This window comes from Lapillicoccus sp., from assembly GCF_046595215.1.
Classification (GTDB): Bacteria; Actinomycetota; Actinomycetes; order Actinomycetales; family Dermatophilaceae; genus Lapillicoccus.
This window is the reverse complement of record NZ_JBKJPP010000040.1, coordinates 1-20,518: the sequence shown is the minus strand read 5'-3', so window position 1 is coordinate 20,518 and position 20,518 is coordinate 1. Positions and strand designations below refer to the sequence as shown.

Annotated in this window: 17 protein-coding genes and 1 pseudogene; 6 read left to right on the top strand and 12 right to left on the bottom strand. The window is 67.8% G+C overall.

The window, feature by feature from the left end:
• The 9 genes and pseudogenes from ACLL9L_RS03905 to ACLL9L_RS03865 form a co-directional block, all read right to left on the bottom strand.
• The coding region (locus tag ACLL9L_RS03905; protein WP_411283340.1) for an IS110 family transposase at positions 1–461 on the bottom strand (461 nt) is incomplete at its 3' end.
• Between the two features lie 38 nt (positions 462–499).
• Positions 500–928: an IS110 family transposase gene (locus ACLL9L_RS03900; protein ID WP_411283339.1), complete on the bottom strand. Its 429-nt coding sequence runs from the start codon at positions 926–928 to the stop codon at positions 500–502.
• A gap of 587 nt (positions 929–1,515) precedes the next feature.
• A complete protein-coding gene (locus ACLL9L_RS03895; RefSeq protein WP_411283338.1) occupies positions 1,516–2,049 on the bottom strand; it encodes a GrpB family protein in 534 nt (177 codons plus the stop codon).
• A 294-nt stretch (positions 2,050–2,343) separates the two neighbouring features.
• Positions 2,344–3,729 (bottom strand): CoA transferase, encoded by a 1,386-nt coding sequence (locus ACLL9L_RS03890; protein ID WP_411283337.1) that lies wholly within the window; start codon positions 3,727–3,729, stop codon positions 2,344–2,346.
• 368 nt (positions 3,730–4,097) lie between these two features.
• Positions 4,098–4,532 (bottom strand): phosphotransferase, encoded by a 435-nt coding sequence (locus tag ACLL9L_RS03885; protein WP_411283336.1) that lies wholly within the window; start codon positions 4,530–4,532, stop codon positions 4,098–4,100.
• Positions 4,426–4,878, bottom strand: coding sequence for a phosphotransferase (locus ACLL9L_RS03880; RefSeq protein WP_411283335.1), 453 nt, complete (start codon positions 4,876–4,878; stop codon positions 4,426–4,428). Before ACLL9L_RS03880 ends, ACLL9L_RS03885 begins: the two co-directional genes overlap by 107 nt.
• Before the next feature lie 1,231 nt (positions 4,879–6,109).
• On the bottom strand, positions 6,110–7,135 hold the full coding sequence (locus tag ACLL9L_RS03875; RefSeq protein ID WP_411283334.1) for an IS30 family transposase: 1,026 nt from the start codon (positions 7,133–7,135) through the stop codon (positions 6,110–6,112).
• Between the two features lie 428 nt (positions 7,136–7,563).
• On the bottom strand, positions 7,564–7,797 hold the full coding sequence (locus tag ACLL9L_RS03870; RefSeq protein WP_411283333.1) for a hypothetical protein: 234 nt from the start codon (positions 7,795–7,797) through the stop codon (positions 7,564–7,566).
• Positions 7,707–7,952, bottom strand: a pseudogene (locus ACLL9L_RS03865) (GntR family transcriptional regulator); the annotation flags it as partial. The gene ACLL9L_RS03870 and the pseudogene ACLL9L_RS03865, both read right to left, overlap by 91 nt.
• A 191-nt stretch (positions 7,953–8,143) precedes the next feature.
• Between ACLL9L_RS03865 and ACLL9L_RS03860 the strand changes: the two are divergent.
• From ACLL9L_RS03860 to ACLL9L_RS03840, 5 genes are all read left to right on the top strand, one after another.
• Positions 8,144–9,058 carry a proline iminopeptidase-family hydrolase gene (locus ACLL9L_RS03860; RefSeq protein ID WP_411283332.1) on the top strand — a complete coding sequence of 305 codons (915 nt, stop codon included), beginning with the start codon at positions 8,144–8,146 and terminating at the stop codon, positions 9,056–9,058.
• A gap of 18 nt (positions 9,059–9,076) precedes the next feature.
• Complete coding sequence (locus tag ACLL9L_RS03855) at positions 9,077–10,516, top strand: APC family permease (RefSeq protein WP_411283331.1); 1,440 nt, start codon at positions 9,077–9,079, stop codon at positions 10,514–10,516.
• Between the two features lie 2,010 nt (positions 10,517–12,526).
• Positions 12,527–14,047 (top strand): multicopper oxidase family protein, encoded by a 1,521-nt coding sequence (locus tag ACLL9L_RS03850; protein WP_411283330.1) that lies wholly within the window; start codon positions 12,527–12,529, stop codon positions 14,045–14,047.
• Positions 14,048–14,081: 34 nt separating this feature from the next.
• The gene (locus ACLL9L_RS03845; protein ID WP_411283329.1) at positions 14,082–14,858 is read left to right on the top strand and encodes a hypothetical protein; all 777 of its coding nucleotides are present in this window, start codon (positions 14,082–14,084) and stop codon (positions 14,856–14,858) included.
• 744 nt (positions 14,859–15,602) lie between these two features.
• On the top strand, positions 15,603–15,875 hold the full coding sequence (locus ACLL9L_RS03840; protein ID WP_411283328.1) for a hypothetical protein: 273 nt from the start codon (positions 15,603–15,605) through the stop codon (positions 15,873–15,875).
• A 290-nt stretch (positions 15,876–16,165) separates the two neighbouring features.
• Here ACLL9L_RS03840 and ACLL9L_RS03835 read toward each other — a convergent pair whose 3' ends face one another.
• A complete protein-coding gene (locus tag ACLL9L_RS03835) occupies positions 16,166–16,708 on the bottom strand; it encodes a transposase (protein WP_411283327.1) in 543 nt (180 codons plus the stop codon).
• A 235-nt stretch (positions 16,709–16,943) separates the two neighbouring features.
• Between ACLL9L_RS03835 and ACLL9L_RS03830 the strand changes: the two genes are divergently transcribed.
• Positions 16,944–17,276, top strand: a complete 333-nt coding sequence (locus ACLL9L_RS03830; RefSeq protein ID WP_411283326.1) for a hypothetical protein — start codon at positions 16,944–16,946, stop codon at positions 17,274–17,276.
• Between the two features lie 536 nt (positions 17,277–17,812).
• Here ACLL9L_RS03830 and ACLL9L_RS03825 read toward each other — a convergent pair.
• The gene (locus ACLL9L_RS03825; protein WP_411283325.1) at positions 17,813–18,445 is read right to left on the bottom strand and encodes a response regulator; all 633 of its coding nucleotides are present in this window, start codon (positions 18,443–18,445) and stop codon (positions 17,813–17,815) included.
• Positions 18,442–19,869, bottom strand: coding sequence for a sensor histidine kinase (locus tag ACLL9L_RS03820; protein WP_411283324.1), 1,428 nt, complete (start codon positions 19,867–19,869; stop codon positions 18,442–18,444). The genes ACLL9L_RS03825 and ACLL9L_RS03820 overlap by 4 nt, the downstream gene beginning before the upstream one ends.
• Positions 19,870–20,518 lie beyond the last annotated feature (649 nt).

Sequence of the window (20,518 nt, the reverse complement as noted above, 5' to 3'; positions counted from 1 at the left end):
CGGTAGTAGGCCCGCCCCTCGGTGTCGAGGCGGAGCTGGGTGACCGCGGCGATGTGGATGACGTGGTTGACCCGCCGGTTCCCGGCCCGGGACAGGCGGTGCCGGTTGTGCTCACCGAAGGACGCGTCCAGGGGTGGCGTGCCGGTCCAGGACGCGAACCGGTTGCGGTCAGCGAACCTGGTGACGTCGCCGACGTCGGCCAGGACCCGGGCGGCGACGACCGGGCCGACACCGCGAAGGTCCATCAACGACGAGCGACGGGCCACGACCATGACCTTGAGCTCGGCGGTGGACTTCTTGATCTTCGCGTCGACCGCGACCAGCTCGGCCAGCTCCTCGGCCGCCAGAGCGCGGCGGGTCTTGCCGGCCACATCGCGGGGACGGACGCCGGCAAGCATCTTCTTGGCCTGACCTGTGGTGATGTCCTTCTTCGCCTTCCCCGGCAGGAGCTCGGCCAGCAATGCCTGAAGCCGGTTGACGGTGTGGACCCGCCGCCGGCTCAGGCTTGACGACGCTCGAGCAGCATCCGCAGCGCCTCGAGCTCACCATCCACGCTCAGCACCCGCAGGGTCGTGGTTCGCACGGCGACGATCGCGATCGAGTGCGCGTCGCGGGCATCGGTCTTGCGGCCCAGGCCGGTGTCGAAGAGCCGGACTCGGGCGGCGAGCTTGGCCGGGACGTCCACGACGTCCTCCCCGGCGTACAGCAACCGCTGCGCCAACGGCTTGCCGGTGCCGTTGGCGCCCTCGACCGCCCAGGTCCGCTGCGGCCACGCCTTGGCGTACGTGAGCATCGCCGCGTACCCGGCCCGGTCAGTGGTGAACCGACCCGAACCGAGCAGCTGCTCGCGCTCGTCGACGATCTCGATCGTCGCCGACAGCTTGTGGGGATCGACCCCGATGATGACCTGCTTCAGGTGCTGCTTCATGTGCTGCTCCCGCCTGTGCTCGAACCGATGTGGTCGGCGAGGTGGGCAGTGCTACCGAGAGCAGGGCAGTCCCTTCTTGCGCCACGCCTCACCGCGGTGCCCAGCGGGCTGCAAACCGGTAGAGAGCCACACCGACAACGCTGGTGGGCAGCCGCTTGGAGAGCGTCCCGCCGAGCACCTGGACCGAGTCTGGCCGGACACCGGTCCTACGACCAGTGTCAAGTAGCCGCGTGTCGGCTCACCGGTGTTACCGGATCTGTCGATGTGAGTGTCTTCGGCAAACTGCACGACTATGCACGCCAGCTGCCACCTATGCATGCTCGGCGCGTCCGGCGTCCGCGTGTACAAGAGGTACCACTCGCGAGAGAAGCCGTGGACCGGCGCACGTGCGAACCGCTCGATGCTCCTATCGCTCGAGTTCCTCCCCGTCTCAGTTGAGGTGCCTTACCGGGCCTGTTCACCGGGCGGGTCCTATGGGACAGCCCGGACACGCGCACCCAGCTGACCTGGACCGTTCCCGCAAGCGGAAGGCGGGTTCAGTCGGTCGGCGTCCAAGTACGACCGGACATGTCGATGAGCGCTAATCCCTAAAGGGGTCCCACCGGCGGTAGCCCGCGGCTAGCCCGCGCGCAATTAACGATCTCCCGGACAAGCCTGCCCTTGGCCGCCGTGTACTCGCTTCCCCAGATGCCCTTGTCGACCAAGGAACTCTTGAGGTTGGCATAACGGTCTCGGTCGCGCTCGTGCGTGCGCAACCAGTCTGCGAACAAGCGCACGTCAGCAGTCGGCCAGTCATCCGTAGTAAAGACGTGGCCTATGGCCGCGCGCACCGAGCCGCTGAGCAGGAACGTGCCCCAATGCTCACCGACCGCGATAGGTGTCGTCCAGCCCGCCTCAGTCAACACGCCGTGCCATTCGGAAAGGTGTTGACCCTCAGGCAATCGCAGGGCGACATCGACCACGGGCTTGGCGAGCAGGCCCAGGACGGCCGTCGACCCCACGTGCTCGATATCCCACTGCGGTCCGAGGGCGGCTGTCAGTTCCGCGGCGACGCAGGCGTAACGATCGGCCCACCCCGCGTCGAAGGGCACGAGCTGTGCTGCCGGGTACTTGTCCTTCAAGCCACGCGCTGACGCTATGCCAAACCACCGATGCACCATCTGCAACGGGCGCTCGAGTCGTCCGGAACTACCGCTGGGCGCGCGTCCCCGTAGCCGATCCCCAACCGGTCGACGCACCGACCGGAACGACACCGGCTCGCGGCTGCCTCCGATGGTCGTTGACCTCTGCCACTGGCGGCCCTTGTCGGCTGGGACGACCGTTGAGACGAGTAGCCGCTCAGGGGGCGTCTCTCTGCCCGGACTCGGCCGTGACCGTCATTCGGGGCCGTCGCCGGGAGCGGTCCTGGCTGCTGGTTACGAGGTTCTTGCCCACGTGGGCGCGGACTGCGCGTATCTCGGTGGTAGGTGCGGCCAGGTGAGCGGTTTGCCGTCCAGGTGACCGGGTGGGGCGATGCTGTTCCAGCCGTTACCGAGCGGTATCCGGTAGGCGGCGTCTCTTTCTACTACTTCCTGGCTGCCGGATCTGACACCGCTTCGTAGCCCCTGTTCGAGCAGCCATTGCGCGGTTCGGGCGAGCGAGAAACGAACGTGCGTGGTCTGGCCGGTGCGGGCCCGCCTGGCCAGTGCAGTCAGCGCGCCGGCTTCGACCAGGTAGCCGGTGGCGTGGTCAAGCAGCTGGCAGGACAGGGCGCCCGGCCGCGAGCCATCGGCGCTGGTGGCCCAGCCGATGCCCGAGGCAATCTGCACCAAGCTGTCGAAGCCGCGCCGGGCGCCCCACGGTCCAAGGGCGCCCCATGCCGAGAGGGAGACCACGACAGTGCCCGGGTGCTGGTCGGCCACCTGGTCAGGGTCCAGGCCGAACTTGCGTAGCGCACCGGGTCGATACCCAGTGACCAGGACGTCGGCCGCGTCGAGCAGGCCATGCAACACCTCGAGGTCGTGAACGGTCGTCGCGTCCACGGTGGTGCTGGCCTTTCCGATCACACCGTCGACGGCGTGCAGTGGCAACTCGGGACGGTGCGGGTCGTCGACTCGCAGCACGTCGGCGCCCAGCGCACCGAGCATGCGGGTCGCGACCGGGCCGGCGATAACCCGGGTCAGGTCCAGCACTCGCAGCCCGGACCCGGGGAGCGCGCCCGACTCTGCCAATGGCGGAGCCCCGGTACGCAGAAGCTCTGTGACCACCAGCGACTGGGCCGCTACCGCGCGGCCCGGCTCACCGGCTGCCCACTGGGCGGCGGTTCGTGCGGCGACGGCCAAGCCGCCAGCCTCGTAGACGCGTTGCTCCACTTCCAGAGCGCGGCGTTCAGCGATGGCGTGAGCCAGCCGCATCTCGACGTCGGCGTCGGGACCCACTGCTACGCCGAGCGCTGCCAACAGCGCCGCCCGGTGCCAGGGGTAGTTGGCGTGCGTTCGGACCCAACCGTCCGCGGCCGGCCACAGACGAGACAGCGGAGCGAACCCGCTCATCGCGTGACCGGTCGGGGCACGAAGCAAGACCTCGCTGCGCACGGCTGCCGCAACGTGCCCGGTGTCCAGGCCAACATCGGGCCGGCTGCCAGTTCGAGCCAGCGCCAAGTCAGCCGCGGCTATCAAGCTAGCCGCCACCGAGGCAACCGCACAGTCGGCGACGGCAAGAGACGATGACAACACCGCCGGACGCGGATCACCGGTCACCACCAGATCACCGACATCGACCATCCCGAGGTCGGCCAGCACGTCGTTGAGGAGAACACTCACAATCCCGATCCTCGCAGCCAACGCTGTCGACGGCCGCTGGAGGCACCCCATCCCATGGCCTCAGGGCGAGCAAGCCTGCTTCTCACGTTGTCTCAGATGACGATCTAGGACCGGGCAGTCGCGCGCTATCTGCGGTACGTCAGCCGAGTTGCGGTCAGTGGTCCACATTTTCGTATCGACCCCATTTCTATGCTGCGCTGTGGTGTCATCTCGTGCCACCGCGCCGCTGCGAGGAGAGGCGCCCCGCCTGCCGCGCCCGGGGCAAAGCCCGACCATGTCGAACCCCGACCATGTCGTCGCGCTGGCTCTTTTCGACCATGTCGCCGTCGGTCCACCGCCGAACGTGTCGTCGTCGCGGTTACCGCCTGTCAGCCGATCCCGTCCAGTGCGTCGCGGACTGTCTCGACAACTCGGTCAGGCATCCCGGCCAGATCGAGCGAGGCCCGCCCGGCGATCTGGTGCGGGATGAAGCGCTGCCACTCGAGGTCGAAGCAGAGCAACTCTTGCAGGTCGGCTCGCCGGTCCACCCGGACGCCCGCAGCCCGCTCGTACAACGCCAGGTAGTCCCGGGCAGTCCTGGCGTCGAACAACACCGCCAAGTTCAGCCTGCAGTGGCCGACGTCGCTGCCCCGGTTGCCCGTGGCCGCGTTCGGCCAGTCCACGACGCCACTGAGTCGGTGGTCACACCAGAGGACGTTAAAGTGCTGGTAGTCGCCGTGCACCAGCACCTCCTCCTCGAGAAGTGGCCCCGCGGCCGCCTGTCGGGCGGCGTTCCGCAGCCCGCGGGTCGGCCAGCCAGTCAAGTGGTCTGCTGCGCTCGGACCAACGATGCCAACGGGCCGGCGGGTGGTTGGGCACTGCGTGGATCGCGGCCTGCGTAGTCGCGAGCTGGTCCAGCCAGGACTGCATGTCTGTCGGAGACAGGTCCGGATGCCCGGTGAGTGCGGACGTGAGGGTGCACTGCACTCCGGTCTCGGACCCGTCTTCATCCATCGCGAGGAGTCGGGGTGCCGGCACGCCGTGGCCGCGCACAGCCGCTAGCGCGGCGGCCTCGCGAGCCACCAGCCCCTCGGCCCACTCCTCGTCCCGCCAGCGGCGCAGGACCACGTCTTCAAGCCCTGTCGGGGACTCAACGCTGACTCGGTCCATGTCTGCGGTGATACCGCCCGGCAAGGGGACGACGGCGGCCACCCGGGCGTGTGGATGAACGTGCTCTGTAACCCACTGCAAGTTCTCCAGTGTCGGAGGCTGGTACGCGCGGAGCACCCAGTCAGTCTTACAGCCGACAAGCGGACTGTCCGCGTGAGCATCCCCCGGCACCCATCCGCCCACCATGCCGCGTTTGCGGGCTCCGCCCGGCCATGACGCCGACCGATGCAAATCGTCGTCTTCGCCGAGTACAGGTAAAGCACCCGACAGGCGGCGGAGGGACGCACCTTTGCGAGGTTGTCCGAGACGAGCGGATCGCGGCATGTGAGTACATGTCCAGAGGCTCTCTTTTGCCTCGGATGTCGTGGCCGTTTTGGTTCTCGGTCGGCGAAAGGAAGGGGAGCACCTCGCCATCCCACCGCACAAACGGCTGCCGTTACCTCGAAACTTCCGGTCAACGGGAGCCGTTGTCTGTCCCAGGTCCGCGGGTAACCCTCTTGGAGGCCGCTTGGTTTGATGAATTCCGTTGCTGTTGAATGGTTTCGAGTGTGAGGGGGTCTGGGGATGGGCTCGACCCGGATGAGGCTCCGGGTGGCTGGTTCCAATGCCATTGATGGGAAGGGTTTCCGCTGGCCGGGCGGGGGGGTTAGGCCAGGCGGGGCAGGGTTCGGATTCGGGACAGGACGTGCGGCAACAGCTCGTGCCCAGGTGGGAGGCGCAGGATGGTTTGGCCGGCGTGCGGAGTGAAGCGGTCGGTTCACCTGTGCCCTCCGATCCGTTAGCCCGAATAATGTCTAGGCGCGATCCAAAGGGTTACAGCCGCCAAGGCGCCTCGACCACGGGTCGATCCGCGCCCGGGATCCGTCCCCACAGAGGCGAGCTGGAGAACCTGCTCGGACCGCAGAGGTGAGCATGAGGAAGTGGCGCCCGGTCAACCTGACCCTTACGCAGGGTGGGCCGGACGTGGTGCGCCCCATGTCCGCGACTCCAGGGACGTCGACCGCGAAGTCGTGACCAAGCTCGAGGGACAACCTCGCGCGCGGATGGACAGTGAGGAACGTGTGGCCATCGCCGGGTTACCGCCTGGCAACCTTTCTCTGTCGGGCAGCTGCTGCGCGATGGGAATCTTCCGCTCTGCCGAGGGTCGGGCACGCGTAACCGCCATGAAGACGTCCGCTTCTGCTTGTTATGCACATGGGCGGATTCATCCGGTCGTTGCAACACCGGCTCATTACGCTGCGGTTGAGAGTAGCGCGGCGAGGGCCTCTGCTGGGGTCTTCCAGCCGAGGGTCTTGCGGGGTCGGGCGTTGAGTGCGGCAGCGACGTCAGTGAGTTCCTCGGGGCTGTGGACCGACAGGTCGGTGCCCTTGGGGAAGTACTGGCGCAGTAAGCCGTTGGTGTTCTCGTTGGTGCCGCGCTGCCACGGGCTGTGCGGGTCGCTGAAGTACACCGGGAGATTGGCCTCGATGGTGAGGCGGACATGCTCAGCGAGCTCGATGCCCTGGTCCCAGGTCAGCGACCGGCGCAGTTCCTCGGGCAGGGTGGCGATGGTGGCCGTGATCGCGTCGCGCACGGCGGGGGCACCGTGATCGTCGGGCAGGTGCAGCAGCATGGTGAACCGGCAGGTCCGCTCCACCAGAGTGCCGATGGCGCAGCCGCTGTTGGCGCCGATGATCAGGTTGCCCTCCCAGTGCCCGGGCACGGCACGGTCGGCGACCTCGGCCGGCCGGTCGCTGATCATGACCTTGTCCTTGATGCGTTCTCGGCGGCCATCGGTGCGACGCTGGGGCTTGCGCAGCGCCCTCTCGGTGCGCAGGCAGGCGCTCAGTTCCCGGCGCAGCGCACCACGGCCCTGCACGTAGAGCGCCTGGTAGATCGCCTCATGACTGATACGCATCTGCCCATCGTCGGGGTAGTCGAGCACGATGCGCCGGGCGATCTGCTCGGGGCTCCAGTGCTGTGGACCACCGAGCTGGTCCTGGACGTACTTGCGCAGCGCCGGGTGCTCCAGGAGCTTGCTGGCCTTGGGTCGGCGGGCCCGCTTGTCGGCCTCGGCCTGAGCCACGCTCGCCCGGTATCGCGAGGGCTGGCCACCACTGGCGTTGCGCCGTAACTCCCTACTGATCGTGGCGGGCGACCGCTTCAGCCGCCGGGCGATCTCTCGAACGCTGACCTGGGCCCGCAGGATCGCGATCTCCTCCCGTTCGGCCATCGACAGGTAGCGGCCAGTCGGCTCAATGAGGTCGAGGGTAGGCATGCCGCCACCGTCGCGGAACCACCTTCTCCCGACCCTCAACGACACGCCGACCCCTACCGCAGCCGCCTCGGTACTCAGTCCACTGGCGACGCCGCGCCAGAACTCCCGCTCTACACGCCGTGGAACTCTTGGCCTGCCTCGACCTGCCGTGACAACACCCCAATCCGATCAGGGTGTTGCGACGACCCCGGTGAACCCAAGCATGATCTTGCAGGACATTTTGAACAGCTCGTCTCGGCTGCTTGCCTCTGGACGTGGAGGGTTTGAAATGCCTGCGTTATTACCCTGCCTGATCCGTTCTCGAGGGGCCCGGCTGAGCCGGTGGTCCGTCTCGGGGTTGCCGCTGGTTGATGACTATCTCGAGTTTCTCGCCGGCCGCGCCCGACCGAACAAGGTCCTCGCGGCCGGGTACGACCTGAAGGTCTTCTTTACCGTGGTGGCCAAGGCCCCCGAGGACGTGCGACCGGCCGACGTGCCTCGGCCATCTGCGTGGCATTGTGGAACTCCTCCAGCGCGCTCTGGAGCTCGGAGACATCCTCCGCCGTCCTGCGCTTGGCGGCCGCGCGGGCGATCATCCCCACGACCTTGCACCGGTAGTCGGGCAGGTCGCGCAGCCGGGGCAGCTCGACCTCGAGGGTCCGGCGCGCGGTCTCCGGCGCCACGTCCTCCAGGCCAACCTCGTCACGAACGTCCCGCTGTCCCTGCTGCGGCGGGAGACCACCAGGCCCAGCTCAGCCACCTGCCGCAGCGCCTCCCGCACGGTCACCCGGCTCACGGACAGCAGCTGCGCGAGCACATGTTCCGGCGGCGTCGTTCGCCCGGCGAGGAGGCACCGACGTGATGGCCGTGATCAGCCGGTCGGCGATATCGTCCCGCAGGGTGCTCTTCGCGACGGGACTGACCACGTCCGTGTCGAGACCCTCCCACGCCGTGCAGCCGTTGAACGCCAAAGTATTGCGACCAGACCTTTCAGGTGCTTTACTCCCACGACGACTTTGAGGAGCTGGGATGAGTCTCTCAGGACACGCGCCGGATGCCACTGGTTCCGTCGACTACCGCGGCTTCCACACGTGGTACCGGGTCACCGGGCAGCTCGATCCGGGCGCGGAACGTGCGCCGCTCGTGGTGCTGCACGGCGGCCCGGGAGTCCCCCACAACTACTGCCTGGCGATGACCGACCTGGCTGGAGACGGCCGTGCGGTGGTCCACTACGACCAGCTCGGGTGCGGCAACAGCACCCACCTGCCCGAGGAGGGCGCGGACTTCTGGACCGTCGATCTGTTCGTGGCCGAGCTGCGCAACATCGTCGACGTCCTCGGGATTGGGGGCCGCTTCCACCTGCTCGGTCAGTCCTGGGGCGGCATGCTCGGGCCGGAGTTCATGGTCGCCGACGGCGCCGGAGTGCAGAGCCTGACGATCTGCGACAGCCCCGCCTCGATGCCGCTGTGGCTGGAGGCGGCCACCACGCTGCGCGCCCGGCTGCCACCCGGCATACAGGAGACGCTGAACCGGCACGAGGCCGCCGGCACCACCGACTCACCGGAGTACCAGGCGGCGGTCAATGTCTTCTACGAGCGGCATGTATGCCGGGTGGTGCCCTTCCCGCAGGACGTCGTGGACAGCTTCGCAGCCCTCGAGACGGACCCGACGGTGTACCACACGATGAACGGACCCAGTGAGTTCCACGTGATCGGCACGCTCAAGGACTGGAGCATCGTTGAGCGCCTGGACCAGATCACCGTGCCGACCCTCGTCGTCGCCGGCGCCCACGACGAGGCCATGCCGTTCGTCTGGCAGCCCTTCATCGACCGTATCGCCGGCGCACGCAGCCACGTCTTTCCCAGTTCCAGCCACATGCCGCACGTCGAGGAACGCGAGGACTTCACCGCCGTCGTCGGCGCCTTCCTCCGCGAGCACGACTGACCCCAGACAGGACCAACGATGAACGACCACGAGACGGGCTCGAACACCGCCGCCGACGCCGAGCTGGCCGAGTTCGGGTACAAGCAGGAGCTCAACCGCACGCTCTCCACCATGGACCTGCTCATCTACGGGCTGGTCTTCATGGTCCCGATCGCGCCCTGGGCCATATACGGGGTCGTCTTCAACCAGGCCCAGGGCATGGTGCCGCTGGTCTACCTGATCGGTCTGGTGGCCATGATCTTCACGGCCCTGTCGTACGCGCAGATGTCGCGGGCCTTCCCGATCGCCGGTTCGGTGTACGCCTACGTGGGCAGGGGCCTGAACAAGCACCTGGGCTTCCTCGCCGGATGGACGATCCTGCTGGACTACCTGCTGGTCCCCACCCTGCTGTACGTGTTCGCCGCCGAGTCGATGTCCGGCGTCCTCCCGGCGGTGCCGAAGCCGGTATGGATCGTGGCCTTCCTGCTGATCAACACCGCGGTGAACTACATCGGCATCTCGTTCACCGCCGTGGTCAACCGGTACTTCTTGGCCGCCGAGCTGCTCTTCATCGTGATCTTCGTGGTCATGGCCGTGCTCGCGGTCGCCAGAGGCACCAACGGCGCGCGCTTCACGAGCACCCCGCTGTTCGACGGCGCGCACTTCACCCCCGGTCTGGTGGCCACGGCCCTGTCGATCGCCGTCCTGAGCTTCCTCGGCTTCGACGGGATCGCGACGCTCAGCGAGGAGGCCAAGGGCGGGCGGCGTGCCGCCGGCGTGGCCATGATCAGCGGCCTGATCCTGGTCGCCGTGTTCTTCGTCGCGCAGACCTGGCTCGCCGGCATGCTCGTGCCCGACACGCAGACCTTCGCGGACGACAAGGTCAACAACGCCTTCTTCGACATCGTCGCGAGCGTGAGCAACCACGGCTGGCAGATCGCCTTCCTACTGATGAACGCCCTCGCCGTCGGCATCGCGAACGCGGTGGCCGCGCAGAGCGCCACCTCGCGACTGCTGTTCTCGATGAGCCGGGACGGGCGGCTGCCGCGGTTCCTCTCGCACGTGAACCCCCGCACCCGGGTGCCGGAGCGCGCCATCCTGCTGGTCGGCGCCCTCACCCTGGCGTCAGGACTGTTCTTCGTCGGACAGATCGGGCTGATCTCCTCGCTGGTCAACTTCGGTGCCCTGACGAGTTTCATGCTGCTGCACGTCTCCGTGGTCTCGTACTACGCAGTCCGGCACCACAGCCGCAACGTCTTCCTGCACTGGGTCTCCCCCGTGCTCGGCTTCCTCATCATCGGGTTCGTCCTGTGGAACGCCGAGGCCGCGGCCAAGATCGGCGGAGTGATCTGGCTCGCGCTGGGCGTCCTGGTGCTGCTCTACTACCAGCGCCGGGGCACGGGCATCGGCGCCGAGCACCTGGCCGTCGACACCGCCGGTGCGGACCCGTTCACGGCCGGCCCGCTCCGCCAGGAGTAACGAGGACAGACGGCGCTGACCAAGGACGTAGCGCAGGCACCTTCTCCGCCGCCCACACGCTGGTCCTTACCGTCCGGGCCGGGGGAGGCGATCGCATCACGTTGGAGACCGACGACCTGGCCTACGCCCAGATGGAAGAGCTTGGGGACACGGTCAAGGTCACGGCCACGATCAACCCCGTCACGGGAGCGGTCTACGTCGAGGGCGCCGAGCCCGGTGACGCCCTCGCCGTGACCATCAACGACATCGAGCTGGCGGAGCAGGGGTGGTCGGTCTATCCCGGGTGCCGGTGCCCTCGCCGGACCCATGGGGTCGGACATGTTCGTCCGGCGTATCCCGGTGCGGGACGGCCGGCTGCAGCTGACGGCGGACCGCTCGTGCCCTGTGTCCCCGATGCTCGGCTGCGTGGGTCTGGCGCCACAACATCGGTCAGGGGAGCCAGACAGGGAGTGTGGATGTCGTCTGGTGTGTCAACGGCATTCCCCTCGGTGCGCCGCCGGGCCTTGCTGGCCTGGGCTGCCGGTCGATCTCCCGGTTGACCTGCGCTGACGGCCTTCCGTCGGGATGGTGCGGGTGCGCCCCTTGCTACATGCGGACTTTGGCGCCAGGTTGTCCTCGGTTAACGTGTCGAGCTCCGTCGCCGACTTCAGGTCTCTCCTGTAGATAGCGTGTCACGATGACCGACGGTTACCGCCCGCCTTCCCCTGCCCTGCTAGCGACCGAAGCGCCACGGGCTGGACTGGATTTCGCAGCTTTGCTTGGGACCTGGCCGTTGCTGTGCACCGCACGCCGCGGTGACGGGCACCCTGTGCTCGTCCTGCCGGGCCTCCTCGCAGGCGACCCGGCCACGGTGCTGCTCCGAAGATTTCTCCAAGCCCTTGGCCACAACGTCAGGGGATGGAGCCTCGGCACGAACCGGGGGCCGAACGCGCATATAGTCGGTCAGCTGCGCTTGCAGCTCGAGCGGCTGCATCACGCCTCCGGGAGGCGGGTGAGCGTGGTCGGATGGAGCCTGGGCGGCTTGTACGCCCAGGAGCTCGCCCGTGCGTCACCGGGAAGTGTCAGAACCCTGATCACCCTCGGCACCCCGGTGCTGCCCCGTAGCACCTGGACACAGAGCGCGTCCCGGATCGCAGACCGGGTCACCTATCTGCCTCGGACCGCGGCACTGCTCCCTCGACCCTGGGCAGAACCAGGCTCGCTACGCGTTCCGGCGACGTCGGTGTACACGCGTGCCGACGGGATCGTGGCCTGGTCAGCGTGCCGGTACGCGGTGCTGCCGCGACGGCAGAACGTTGAGGTTCGCGGCAGTCATCTTGGGCTGACGCACAACGCGGCGGTGCTTTGGCTCCTGGCCGATCGGCTCGGACAAGCCGAGGGAAAGTGGAAGCCCTTCCGCCCCCCGCTGGCACTCAGCCCCTTCTTTCCCCGCCGAAGCTAACGGAATTGTGTTCCGTCGGAACTTGTCGAGGCCTAGACGAGTTTGCTCGGTCACATTCGTCGAGGAGGCAGTGGGCGGCCAGTGCGGCACATAGCAACCCTTTGGATCGAGACAGCGTCGCCGGCGCAGACCCCGAGCGTGCAAGCAACGCCCTTGCCCCGGCTGACTCTGGGTGAACCGGCAGTATCTGGCGATGGCATTGTGCAGACGGGTGGGGTGTTGGTGAGGCATCCCGGTGGTGGGGGGAGGTCCCGGTTCGAGAATACCCCAAGGTTTATCCGAGGTTCGGATGGCAACCTTTTCCCGGGAGATGACGGCGACCTTGGGTCAGCCTTCTCGCGCGAACCGGCAGCCTTCTGCCAGACGGGCAGTTCTGGGCCGGTCGGCGCTTCTCCGTGGAGGTCGTCATGCCCTCACGCAGGGCGGTGTTGCAGGCCGGCGCGCTGACCGCGTTGGCCCTGCCGGCAGCCAGGCTCGGAGCGGCCGGTCTCGGGTCACGCCCGAGCGGGTTGCTAGCTCCTCAGAACACGCCGGTCCCCTTTGCAGGGATATTCCTGTGCCCCCCCGAGTTGACCCCGTTCGAGGTGGGCTTCGACGACGGAGACCCGACTCGACCGTACGCCCGGTACGCGGTCACCGCGCAGCTGGGCAGAGCCCCCATCCTGCCCGGGCTGTCGACCACGGTGGCCGGGTACAACGGGTTGTTCCCGGGTCCGACCATCCGGGTCAGTCAAGGGACTCGGACCGAGGTGCGGATCCGCAATGGCTTTCCGAAGTCCGGTCTCCTCTTTCCGCAGGCCATCGACACAGCCACCCACCTGCACGGCTCGCCGTCGCTCCCCCAGTACGACGGGTACGCGAACGACATCACCGTTCCCGGCTTCGTCAAGAACTACCACTATCCCAACACCGATCGGGCAAGCACGCTCTGGTACCACGACCACCGGCACCTGGTCACCGCCCAGAACGTGTACTCAGGGCTGGCCGCCTTCTACCCGATCTCCGATCCGTTCGAGCGGGCACAGTTGCCGCAGGACGAGTACGACGTGCCGCTGATGATCTCGGACGCATTGTTCCACGCCGACGGCTCGCTGGCCTTCAACACGGATGACGACAAGGGGCTGTGGGGCGACATCATCCTGGTCAACGGCGTGCCCTGGCCGACCATGAAGGTCAAGCCCCGCATCTACCGATTCCGGGTGCTGATCGGCTCGATCGGCCGCTCCTACCGCCCCACCTTGTCCAACGGTGACCCGGTCTACATCGTCGGCACCGACCACGGCATGGTGCCGGTCGTCCAGCCGGTGTCGTCCTGGCGGCAGGGAACCGGGGAGCGCTACGAGATCCTCATCGACTTCCGCACGTTCAAGGCGGGGCAAAGCGTCGACCTGCACAACCTGAGTAACAAGAACAACATCGACTTCGCCAACACAGACAAGATCATGCGCTTCCAGGTAGTGGCCGACTCCGGACCGGCAGCCACCATCACCTCCATCCCAGCGGCCCTGGACCCGGGCCCAGTGCCGGTGCCGGACGCAGCCCAGGGCGGCCACTCGGTGATGGACCTGACCCCGGCGATGGCCGTCGCGAGACGTGAGCTCAGGTTCGATCGGCGCGGCGGACAGTGGACGATCAACGGGATCACCTGGCAGGACGTGGAGGCGAGCGGCTTCACCGAACTATTCGCCAACCCCACGCCGTCCAGCGTCGAGGAGTGGACCTTCACCAACTCCTCCGGTGGATGGTTCCACCCGGTCCACGTCCACCTGGTCGCGGCCAAGATCACCGCCCGGAACACCGACGACGGAGAGCCATTCGCCTGGGAACGCGGCCCAAAGGACGTCTTCTACCTCGGCGAGGGCGAGTCCGTCACCACACTCATGCAGTTCGTCACCCAGCCCAACGGGCAGGGCAAATACATGATCCACTGCCACAACCTGACCCACGAGGACCACGACATGATGGTCCAGTTCGCTGCAGGAAACCCCACAGACAACGACCCCGTCACCTCCGCCCCCCCCGTCCTCGACACCACGCCCACAGGCTCCTTCCCGCCGGTGTACCTACCGACATTGCCGGCCGGGACCTGAGATGCCGGCAACCCGCGCGGCCGCGGTCCTGACCGTGGCGCTCGCGCTGAGTGCCTGCACGACAACACCGGCAAGGACCAGCCCGCCCGAAGCGGTCGCCGCCGGCCAGGCCGATCCCGTCGTGCGCAATCACCGACCACCGGTGAGCTACGACGGGCTGATGGTCCGTCGTCGAGTCGTGATCGCCATCCACGCCACCCCAGGCTCAGCCCTCCCCGCGCTGCGCCGCCAGCTGGATCTGGCGGCGACGCGCCGTCACATGACGCTGTCCACCATCTCTGCCGGGGTGCTCGACCCGGCAACTCTGGAAAGACTGGCCCCGGATCTCGTCGTCGCCCTGCCCGCGGATGCGACCGTTGCGGATGCCGGGATGCTGATCGATCCGGCGCTCGATCACGGTCGCCGGCTCGCCGACGAGATCCGAGAGTTCACCGTCGTCTCCGTGCTGGTCCACGATCTGCGGTTCACGGTCGACGCCGACGACCCGGCCGCTCTGTCCAGGGCTGTCGCCAGGGAGGGCATCCTCGCGGATGCGCTCGGAACCTACTCAACTACCTTCAGCACCCATCAGCTCCAAATCGCCTACACCGGACCACTGCTCAGTGACTTCCTCATCGAATCGGTCCGCCGCGGGATCGCCCGGCCCGCGGTCATCACGCCGCAGACGATAACCGTCTCTCCCCGTTCCACAACAGGAATCGGTGTGGACATGGCCAGCGAACCAGCGCCGCCAGCCACGGCCACCCAGGCAACCACGGGCCACAACCACAGCCCAGAACCCCCAACAGCGACCCAGCCATCGCGCCCATGAACCTCGGACACGGAAAAGGGCGGTCAACCGCAGAACAATGCGGCACTTGTGACGCACCCACCGGCCACCCTCGGTCTGGGTGGGTGGTTACGGGCCCAGAGCTGCTCGGTCCCACGGCCATGCGACGCGTCGGCCCCACGAGGCTGAGGGGTTCGCCAGCTGCGTGAAGGCCAGGAACGGGGCTGCCGGGGAGAACGGGGGTCGGACGACACGGCTGAGCACTGCGGCCGCGGCCGCCGCGAGCTAAAGCAGGAGCCAGAAGTAGCCAATCGCCAGGATGACCCAGGCCACGGTTTCGTCGCCATGACGCAGAGGACCACCACCGGCCCGTAGGTCGGCGGATCGCTGGAGGAACGAGGGCATGGCGGAACTACGGCGCTTCGGGGTCACGATCCACGCGAGGAGCCAACGGCGATGACCGGGACAGCAATTCTGTCGAGCTCAGCACAGACTGAGCTGAGGCGGAATCCTTGAGCTGGCGATCACCGGGAATCCTGCTGAAGTGGGTATACCCGTCCGCTCTTGCTTGTATGCGTGCGCGTCACTCCGGCTCCAGAAAGAGCGTCCGACAAGTTTGAGCTGGCTGGCAAGGCCGAACTGTTCGGGGCAAGGGAATTCCGGCGATTTGCGGCCTCAGTGGCGAGGGCGGAACGGCGCCCCGGCAAGTGTGACTCCTGAGTCCACGAAGGCTCTGTCTCACACCCCAACAATTGGTTCCCCCTAAGGGGAATCCGGCTGGTCGAGATGTTCGCGGGCACCCGTGTCGATGTCACCTACGAGGAGGCGTTGGCGCGAGCCCAGGCGTTCTCCCCGGGTGTCGTGGTGTGCGACTCCTGCGACCGCGTCGGCCCGACCGCCGCCGCTGTGGGCGCAGCCCGGGCGACGCACGGCATCGCGGGAGCACTGCCACCCCCATTCGTCGCGGCCATGGACCACCGGTGGGCCGGTCAGTTGCGTGCACGTGACCTGCGGGCCCGGCCCCGGCTGGGCTACGTCAACCCGTACCCCGACCTGTGACGGGACGCGGGTGAATTCACCCCACCTGATCGCCTCCCCCTTCTCTTCACGGCGTTCGATCGTTCGGGTGCGAGCAACGAGCCGCCCAGCTCGACGACCACAGCCTGCCCCGGTTGCTGCTCACCGTGGGGAGCAGCGTGGCGGACCGCACCTGGCGGCCACCATCGTCGGGTCGCTGGCCGACGTCGCCGTCAACGTGCTGGTCACCGACGACGCCCCCGCCGATCGTGCCGCGAGTCCCCGGATACGGCATATCGGGTTAGTCCCCCTCGCGCGCCTCATGCCCGATGTCAACCTGGTCGTTTCTGCCGGTGGGACGGCACTATGCTCAGCGCCCTCGCGGCCGCTGTGTCGTTGGTCATCCCTGCGCGCCTGGCCGACCACCCGCTCAACGCGGCGCGGGCGGTCCGCCTGGGCGCCGCGCGCACCATCGATCCGCCGCCGCGGCCGGCGCCGCGGCGCGCGAGGTCCTCACCACTCCCGGTTACCGGCGCGCCGCCCGCCGGGTGATGCACGAAATCGGCGCCCTGCCCGCCCCGGCGGACGTGCTCGCGCAGCTTTTGGGCGCACCCCAGCGGCGGCAGCATGAGACGCGACGTCCTTGTCGTCGTCGGTGGCGGCGAGATGGGGTCGGCGATCGCGAGCAGGGTCGGCTCTGGCAGCACGGTGGCGAGCCGCGACGAACGGAACGGAGAACGGCTGGCGACGGCCGAGACCCGCCTACGGCATCCGCCGCAACGCCACACCCGGTCCCCGGCCACCGTCGTGGCCGTCCGCCCGCAACTCGGGCACATTGGACCCGTCGGCCAGCGCAGCCAGTGCAAGTAGTCCATGCAGGCGTCGTCGCCGGGGAACCACGCCCTAAGCTCCCGCGTACGAACCGGGATACTACAGATCGGGCAACGGCACGCGCTGACGCTTGCCGTGGACGGGTGGCGCGCTTGTCCAGTCGAGGGTGGGTCTGGTGACCCGGCGCGGGTATTACGACCATGGTCCAATGGTGTGTCCCTCGCGCGCGGAGGAGTGTGGCAGACCACAGGGTTTCACTGGCGCACTGGGGGGTTCACGATGGCGTTTCCGGACCCCCGGTGGGAGAGTCTGGGGCTGGCGCTCGTCTCGAGCATCGGCGGCCTGTGGCGCGACGGTGACGGCGTCGTGGAGATTGAGTTCTCGCCCGAGACCAGCGCGGAAGATGGCCCGGCGCTGCTTGGCCTCGGAGTGTGTCTGGGCCACCTCAGTCGTCCCGTCGTTCTCGACGCGCGGCGGGTGCGCCCACCACATCTCGACCTCCTCGAGCTGGTCACGGCGGTGCTCAAGGACGGCCCCACCGTGACGGTCCGTAACCCCAGCCCGCACCGGCCCCGCCCACGCATCACTCGGACGAGCCATGAATCGGGGTGAGCACGGCACCGACGTTGAGCAGCTTGGGGATCCACCACGTGCACGTCGGCCCCGCCGCGGCCCTACGCCGAAGAAGGCCACGCATGACGGGGGATGTTCGCCCTCTCGCCTGGTGCTTACGCCGGGTAGGCGAGCGTGTCCAGGAGGGCCTCGGTGATGTCGGGGTTCTCGCGTGGAGTGTCTGACATGGTCGTCAGTCGTTGGGAGCACGGGGTTCTGGGCAGCGCGGCGAGGGCGTCCGGGAAGCTGGGGGTGGCCTTGCCCCAGTACCAGGGTCGGGGGATCCAGGTTCGCCGGTCCGGTTGAGTATCGAGGCACCAGCGCTAGCCCCGATGCTCCCCTCGATGTCCGCGACCGGCAGGCCGTCAGCACCAGGACGACACGAGCCCTGGTTGCCCGCGAACCGGGAGAACGCCACAAGCAGCGTCGGTCGATCACCCACGGCAAGGTGAACAGGTCATCGAAACGGCGGCCAGGCCCCGCCAGCGCCCCACGGTGAAGCTGACCTACGCGGCTCGAGAGGGCAAAAGGCCACCTTAGCTGAAGCTGATTCCCTGCCGCTGGGCCCACAATGCGGCTGAGGTGCGGTCGGCCACGCCCAGGACGGTAAAGACCCGCGTCAGGTGCGCCTTGACGGTTTTCTCGCTGATGGTCAGCCGCCGGGCAATGCTCTTGTTCGCCAAGCCGGTAGCGACGAGCGCCAGGACCTCGCGCTCACGCGCCGTGAGAGCGTCCGCGCTGGTGTTGCCGGCCCGGCGGGGACTCGGCAAAAGCGCCCGGGCGGCTTGGGGTGACAGCGGGACACCCCCGGTGAGCGAGTCGCGCAATGCTTTGATGATGTCCTCGGGCTCAGCGTCCTTGAGCAGGTAGCCGACCGCACCGACTTCCAGCGCGGCACGGACGCGGGCGCCCTCGCAAAACGACGTCATAATGATGACCTTCGTCGCTGGCCGTACCGCCAGTACGGCACGCGTCGCGTCGATACCGTCAAGGCCAGCCATGTTCAGGTCCATCAGCACCAAGTCTGGCTCGAGCTCGGTCACTGCCGCCGCTGCCAGGCCACCGTCGCCGATCGCACCGACCACCGCGATATCGGGGGCCGCACCCAGCACGTCGCTCAGGCCGCGCCGAACGACCGCGTGGTCATCGACGACGAGGACCCGGATCATCGAAGCGCCATGGCGGTGGCCGGCTCCCGCGCCGATGCCTCTCGGGGCGGCTCAACCGCCGCCCTGAGGGGCACTCGGACGACAAGTTCGCTACCCCGGCCGGCGCACGTGTCAAGGGTCAGGGTGCCGCCGTGAGAGGTGACCATCGCGTCGAGCAGTTCGAGGCCGACACTGCCGCGGCGCCGAGCGGCGCTGCCACCAGCTTCGAAACCGCAGCCGTCGTCGCGTACGCGGAGCACGAGGTCCTCCGTGTGCCGGCCCGTGTTGGCGGTGCTGGCGGTGCTGGCGCGAGTGACGATCAGGTTTACCGCGCTGGCGTCGGCGTGCCGCACGATGTTGCGTACCGCCTCCTGCGCAGCCCGGTAGACGAGCGTCTCGGTGGTCTCGTCGAGCCCTTCGGTGCCAGTGACGTCAAAGGTGACGAGCAGACCGCGCAGTTCGAGAGTCGCACCCAGATCGGCGAGGGACCTCGCTAAGCCGTGAGCGTGCAGCGCTGGCGGAGTGATGGTCACCACCAGGGTGCGCAGCTCACGCATCCAGCGGCGGAGATCTTTGGCGGTGTCGCTCATGACCTGGGCCAGGCTCACATCGCTGGCACCGGTGCGCGCGGCCGCGGCGCTGAGCGAGTACGACGCGCCGGTCAGGCCCTGAACGATACCGTCGTGCAGGTCGGCGGCGATCGTCGCCCGTTCCCGATCAGATGCGGCGAGCGCGGCCAGCAGCAGCGTCTCGCGTTCGTCCTGGCTGCGTTTGAGACGCCGTGCCATCCGGTACGCCAGGGGCGCCTGCACGAGGTAGAGCAACGACAGTCCGCCCATGAGGACCGGAAGGCTGGTGAGCCACAGCCGCTGGCTGGAGTCGGTGATGACCTGATACGGCTGGTAGGTCTCGAACATCAGCCGTTGTCCGGTGGGGGTCTTCACGCCCTGGTACACCTGAAGGAGTTGACCCCATTGTTTCTCGTCTTGGTTCTCGGCGCTGGACAGGTCGCTGACCTCCGCGTACGCGCCACCCGTCTCGAGCACCGCCATCTCATCGCTTTCCAGCGGAAAACGCGTCCCGACCAGGGAAGCGTCGTCGGAGTACACGATGCGTCCCGTCGCGTCCCACACCTTCACGCGAACGATCTGGCTGCCGATCACCCGCTGACGCACGACCTGATCGAGGGTCTCCCGTGCCGGTCCGGGCCCGAAGGCTTCGTCAACCAGGACTGGACCGACGACTGCGGTCACCTCCAGGTTCGTCACCATCAGGGCCTCTCGGATGGCCTCGGCGGTCGCCGTCGCGCGCAGAGCGAGCGCCAGGACGAAGCCGACCACGGTCAGGACGACCAACCCGGCGACCAGAAACGCCGCGACGGCCCTGGGCACCGAAACCGCCCGCGGCGGCTCGGTACCGGCGATGGCCCGCGATCGCTGGGTCACCGGGCACATCTTCGGCTGCGTCGGCTCGGGATCAACGCGGCGCTCAGCACGCTCAGCGCAGCCGGCGGCGGGATCCGAGATGTTCCCCAGATGACGCAGCTGCCCTGCGGATGCCAACTGCGCATGTGACACCCCCTCCCGGTCAGAAAAACTCGACTTCTCTCCTGAAGGGTCCATCTGCGGCCTTGTGGAAACCTTGGAGGGCCCACATACGCGGGGGCAGACCGCGCGAGAAGGCTCTGCGAGGGGTGGCTCGTGGGCACGGGGCGCCAGCGACCACCACCGACCACCACCGACCATCGGTGCGAAGCCGCCGGAATCCGCCCTCGACCCACCGTCAGCGGCGCGCCGGAACCGACCGACCCACGAAGGTCGCAGGCCGATGGGCAGCCGAGCGGACCCGGCCGGCATTCGCCAAGGCGTTCGACCTGGGCCGCGTGATGGTGCTGCCTGGTCTTACGACCATGGTCGTAGGACCAATGTCGCATGGCGTGGTGGGTGGCCAAGCGGGAGCCTGACCTCAACACACCTATCGACCAGGCCCCCCGAGAACACCGGGGTCTGCAACTCGAACCACCCCCCCGTCTCGTTCGTCGCTGAACAGCTCTGGTCGGTGATTCATCGTCTGATCGCCCTTCAGGGGACCGCT

Coding starts and splice junctions, on each gene's coding strand:
- ACLL9L_RS03825 (WP_411283325.1), bottom strand. CDS start 18,445: ATGATCCGGGTCCTCGTCGTCGATGACCACGCGGTCGTTCGGCGCGGC.
- ACLL9L_RS03860 (WP_411283332.1), top strand. CDS start 8,144: ATGAGTCTCTCAGGACACGCGCCGGATGCCACTGGTTCCGTCGACTAC.
- ACLL9L_RS03830 (WP_411283326.1), top strand. CDS start 16,944: ATGGCGTTTCCGGACCCCCGGTGGGAGAGTCTGGGGCTGGCGCTCGTC.
- ACLL9L_RS03840 (WP_411283328.1), top strand. CDS start 15,603: ATGTTCGCGGGCACCCGTGTCGATGTCACCTACGAGGAGGCGTTGGCG.
- ACLL9L_RS03900 (WP_411283339.1), bottom strand. CDS start 928: ATGAAGCAGCACCTGAAGCAGGTCATCATCGGGGTCGATCCCCACAAG.
- ACLL9L_RS03875 (WP_411283334.1), bottom strand. CDS start 7,135: ATGCCTACCCTCGACCTCATTGAGCCGACTGGCCGCTACCTGTCGATG.
- ACLL9L_RS03880 (WP_411283335.1), bottom strand. CDS start 4,878: ATGGACCGAGTCAGCGTTGAGTCCCCGACAGGGCTTGAAGACGTGGTC.
- ACLL9L_RS03855 (WP_411283331.1), top strand. CDS start 9,077: ATGAACGACCACGAGACGGGCTCGAACACCGCCGCCGACGCCGAGCTG.
- ACLL9L_RS03835 (WP_411283327.1), bottom strand. CDS start 16,708: ATGGACTACTTGCACTGGCTGCGCTGGCCGACGGGTCCAATGTGCCCG.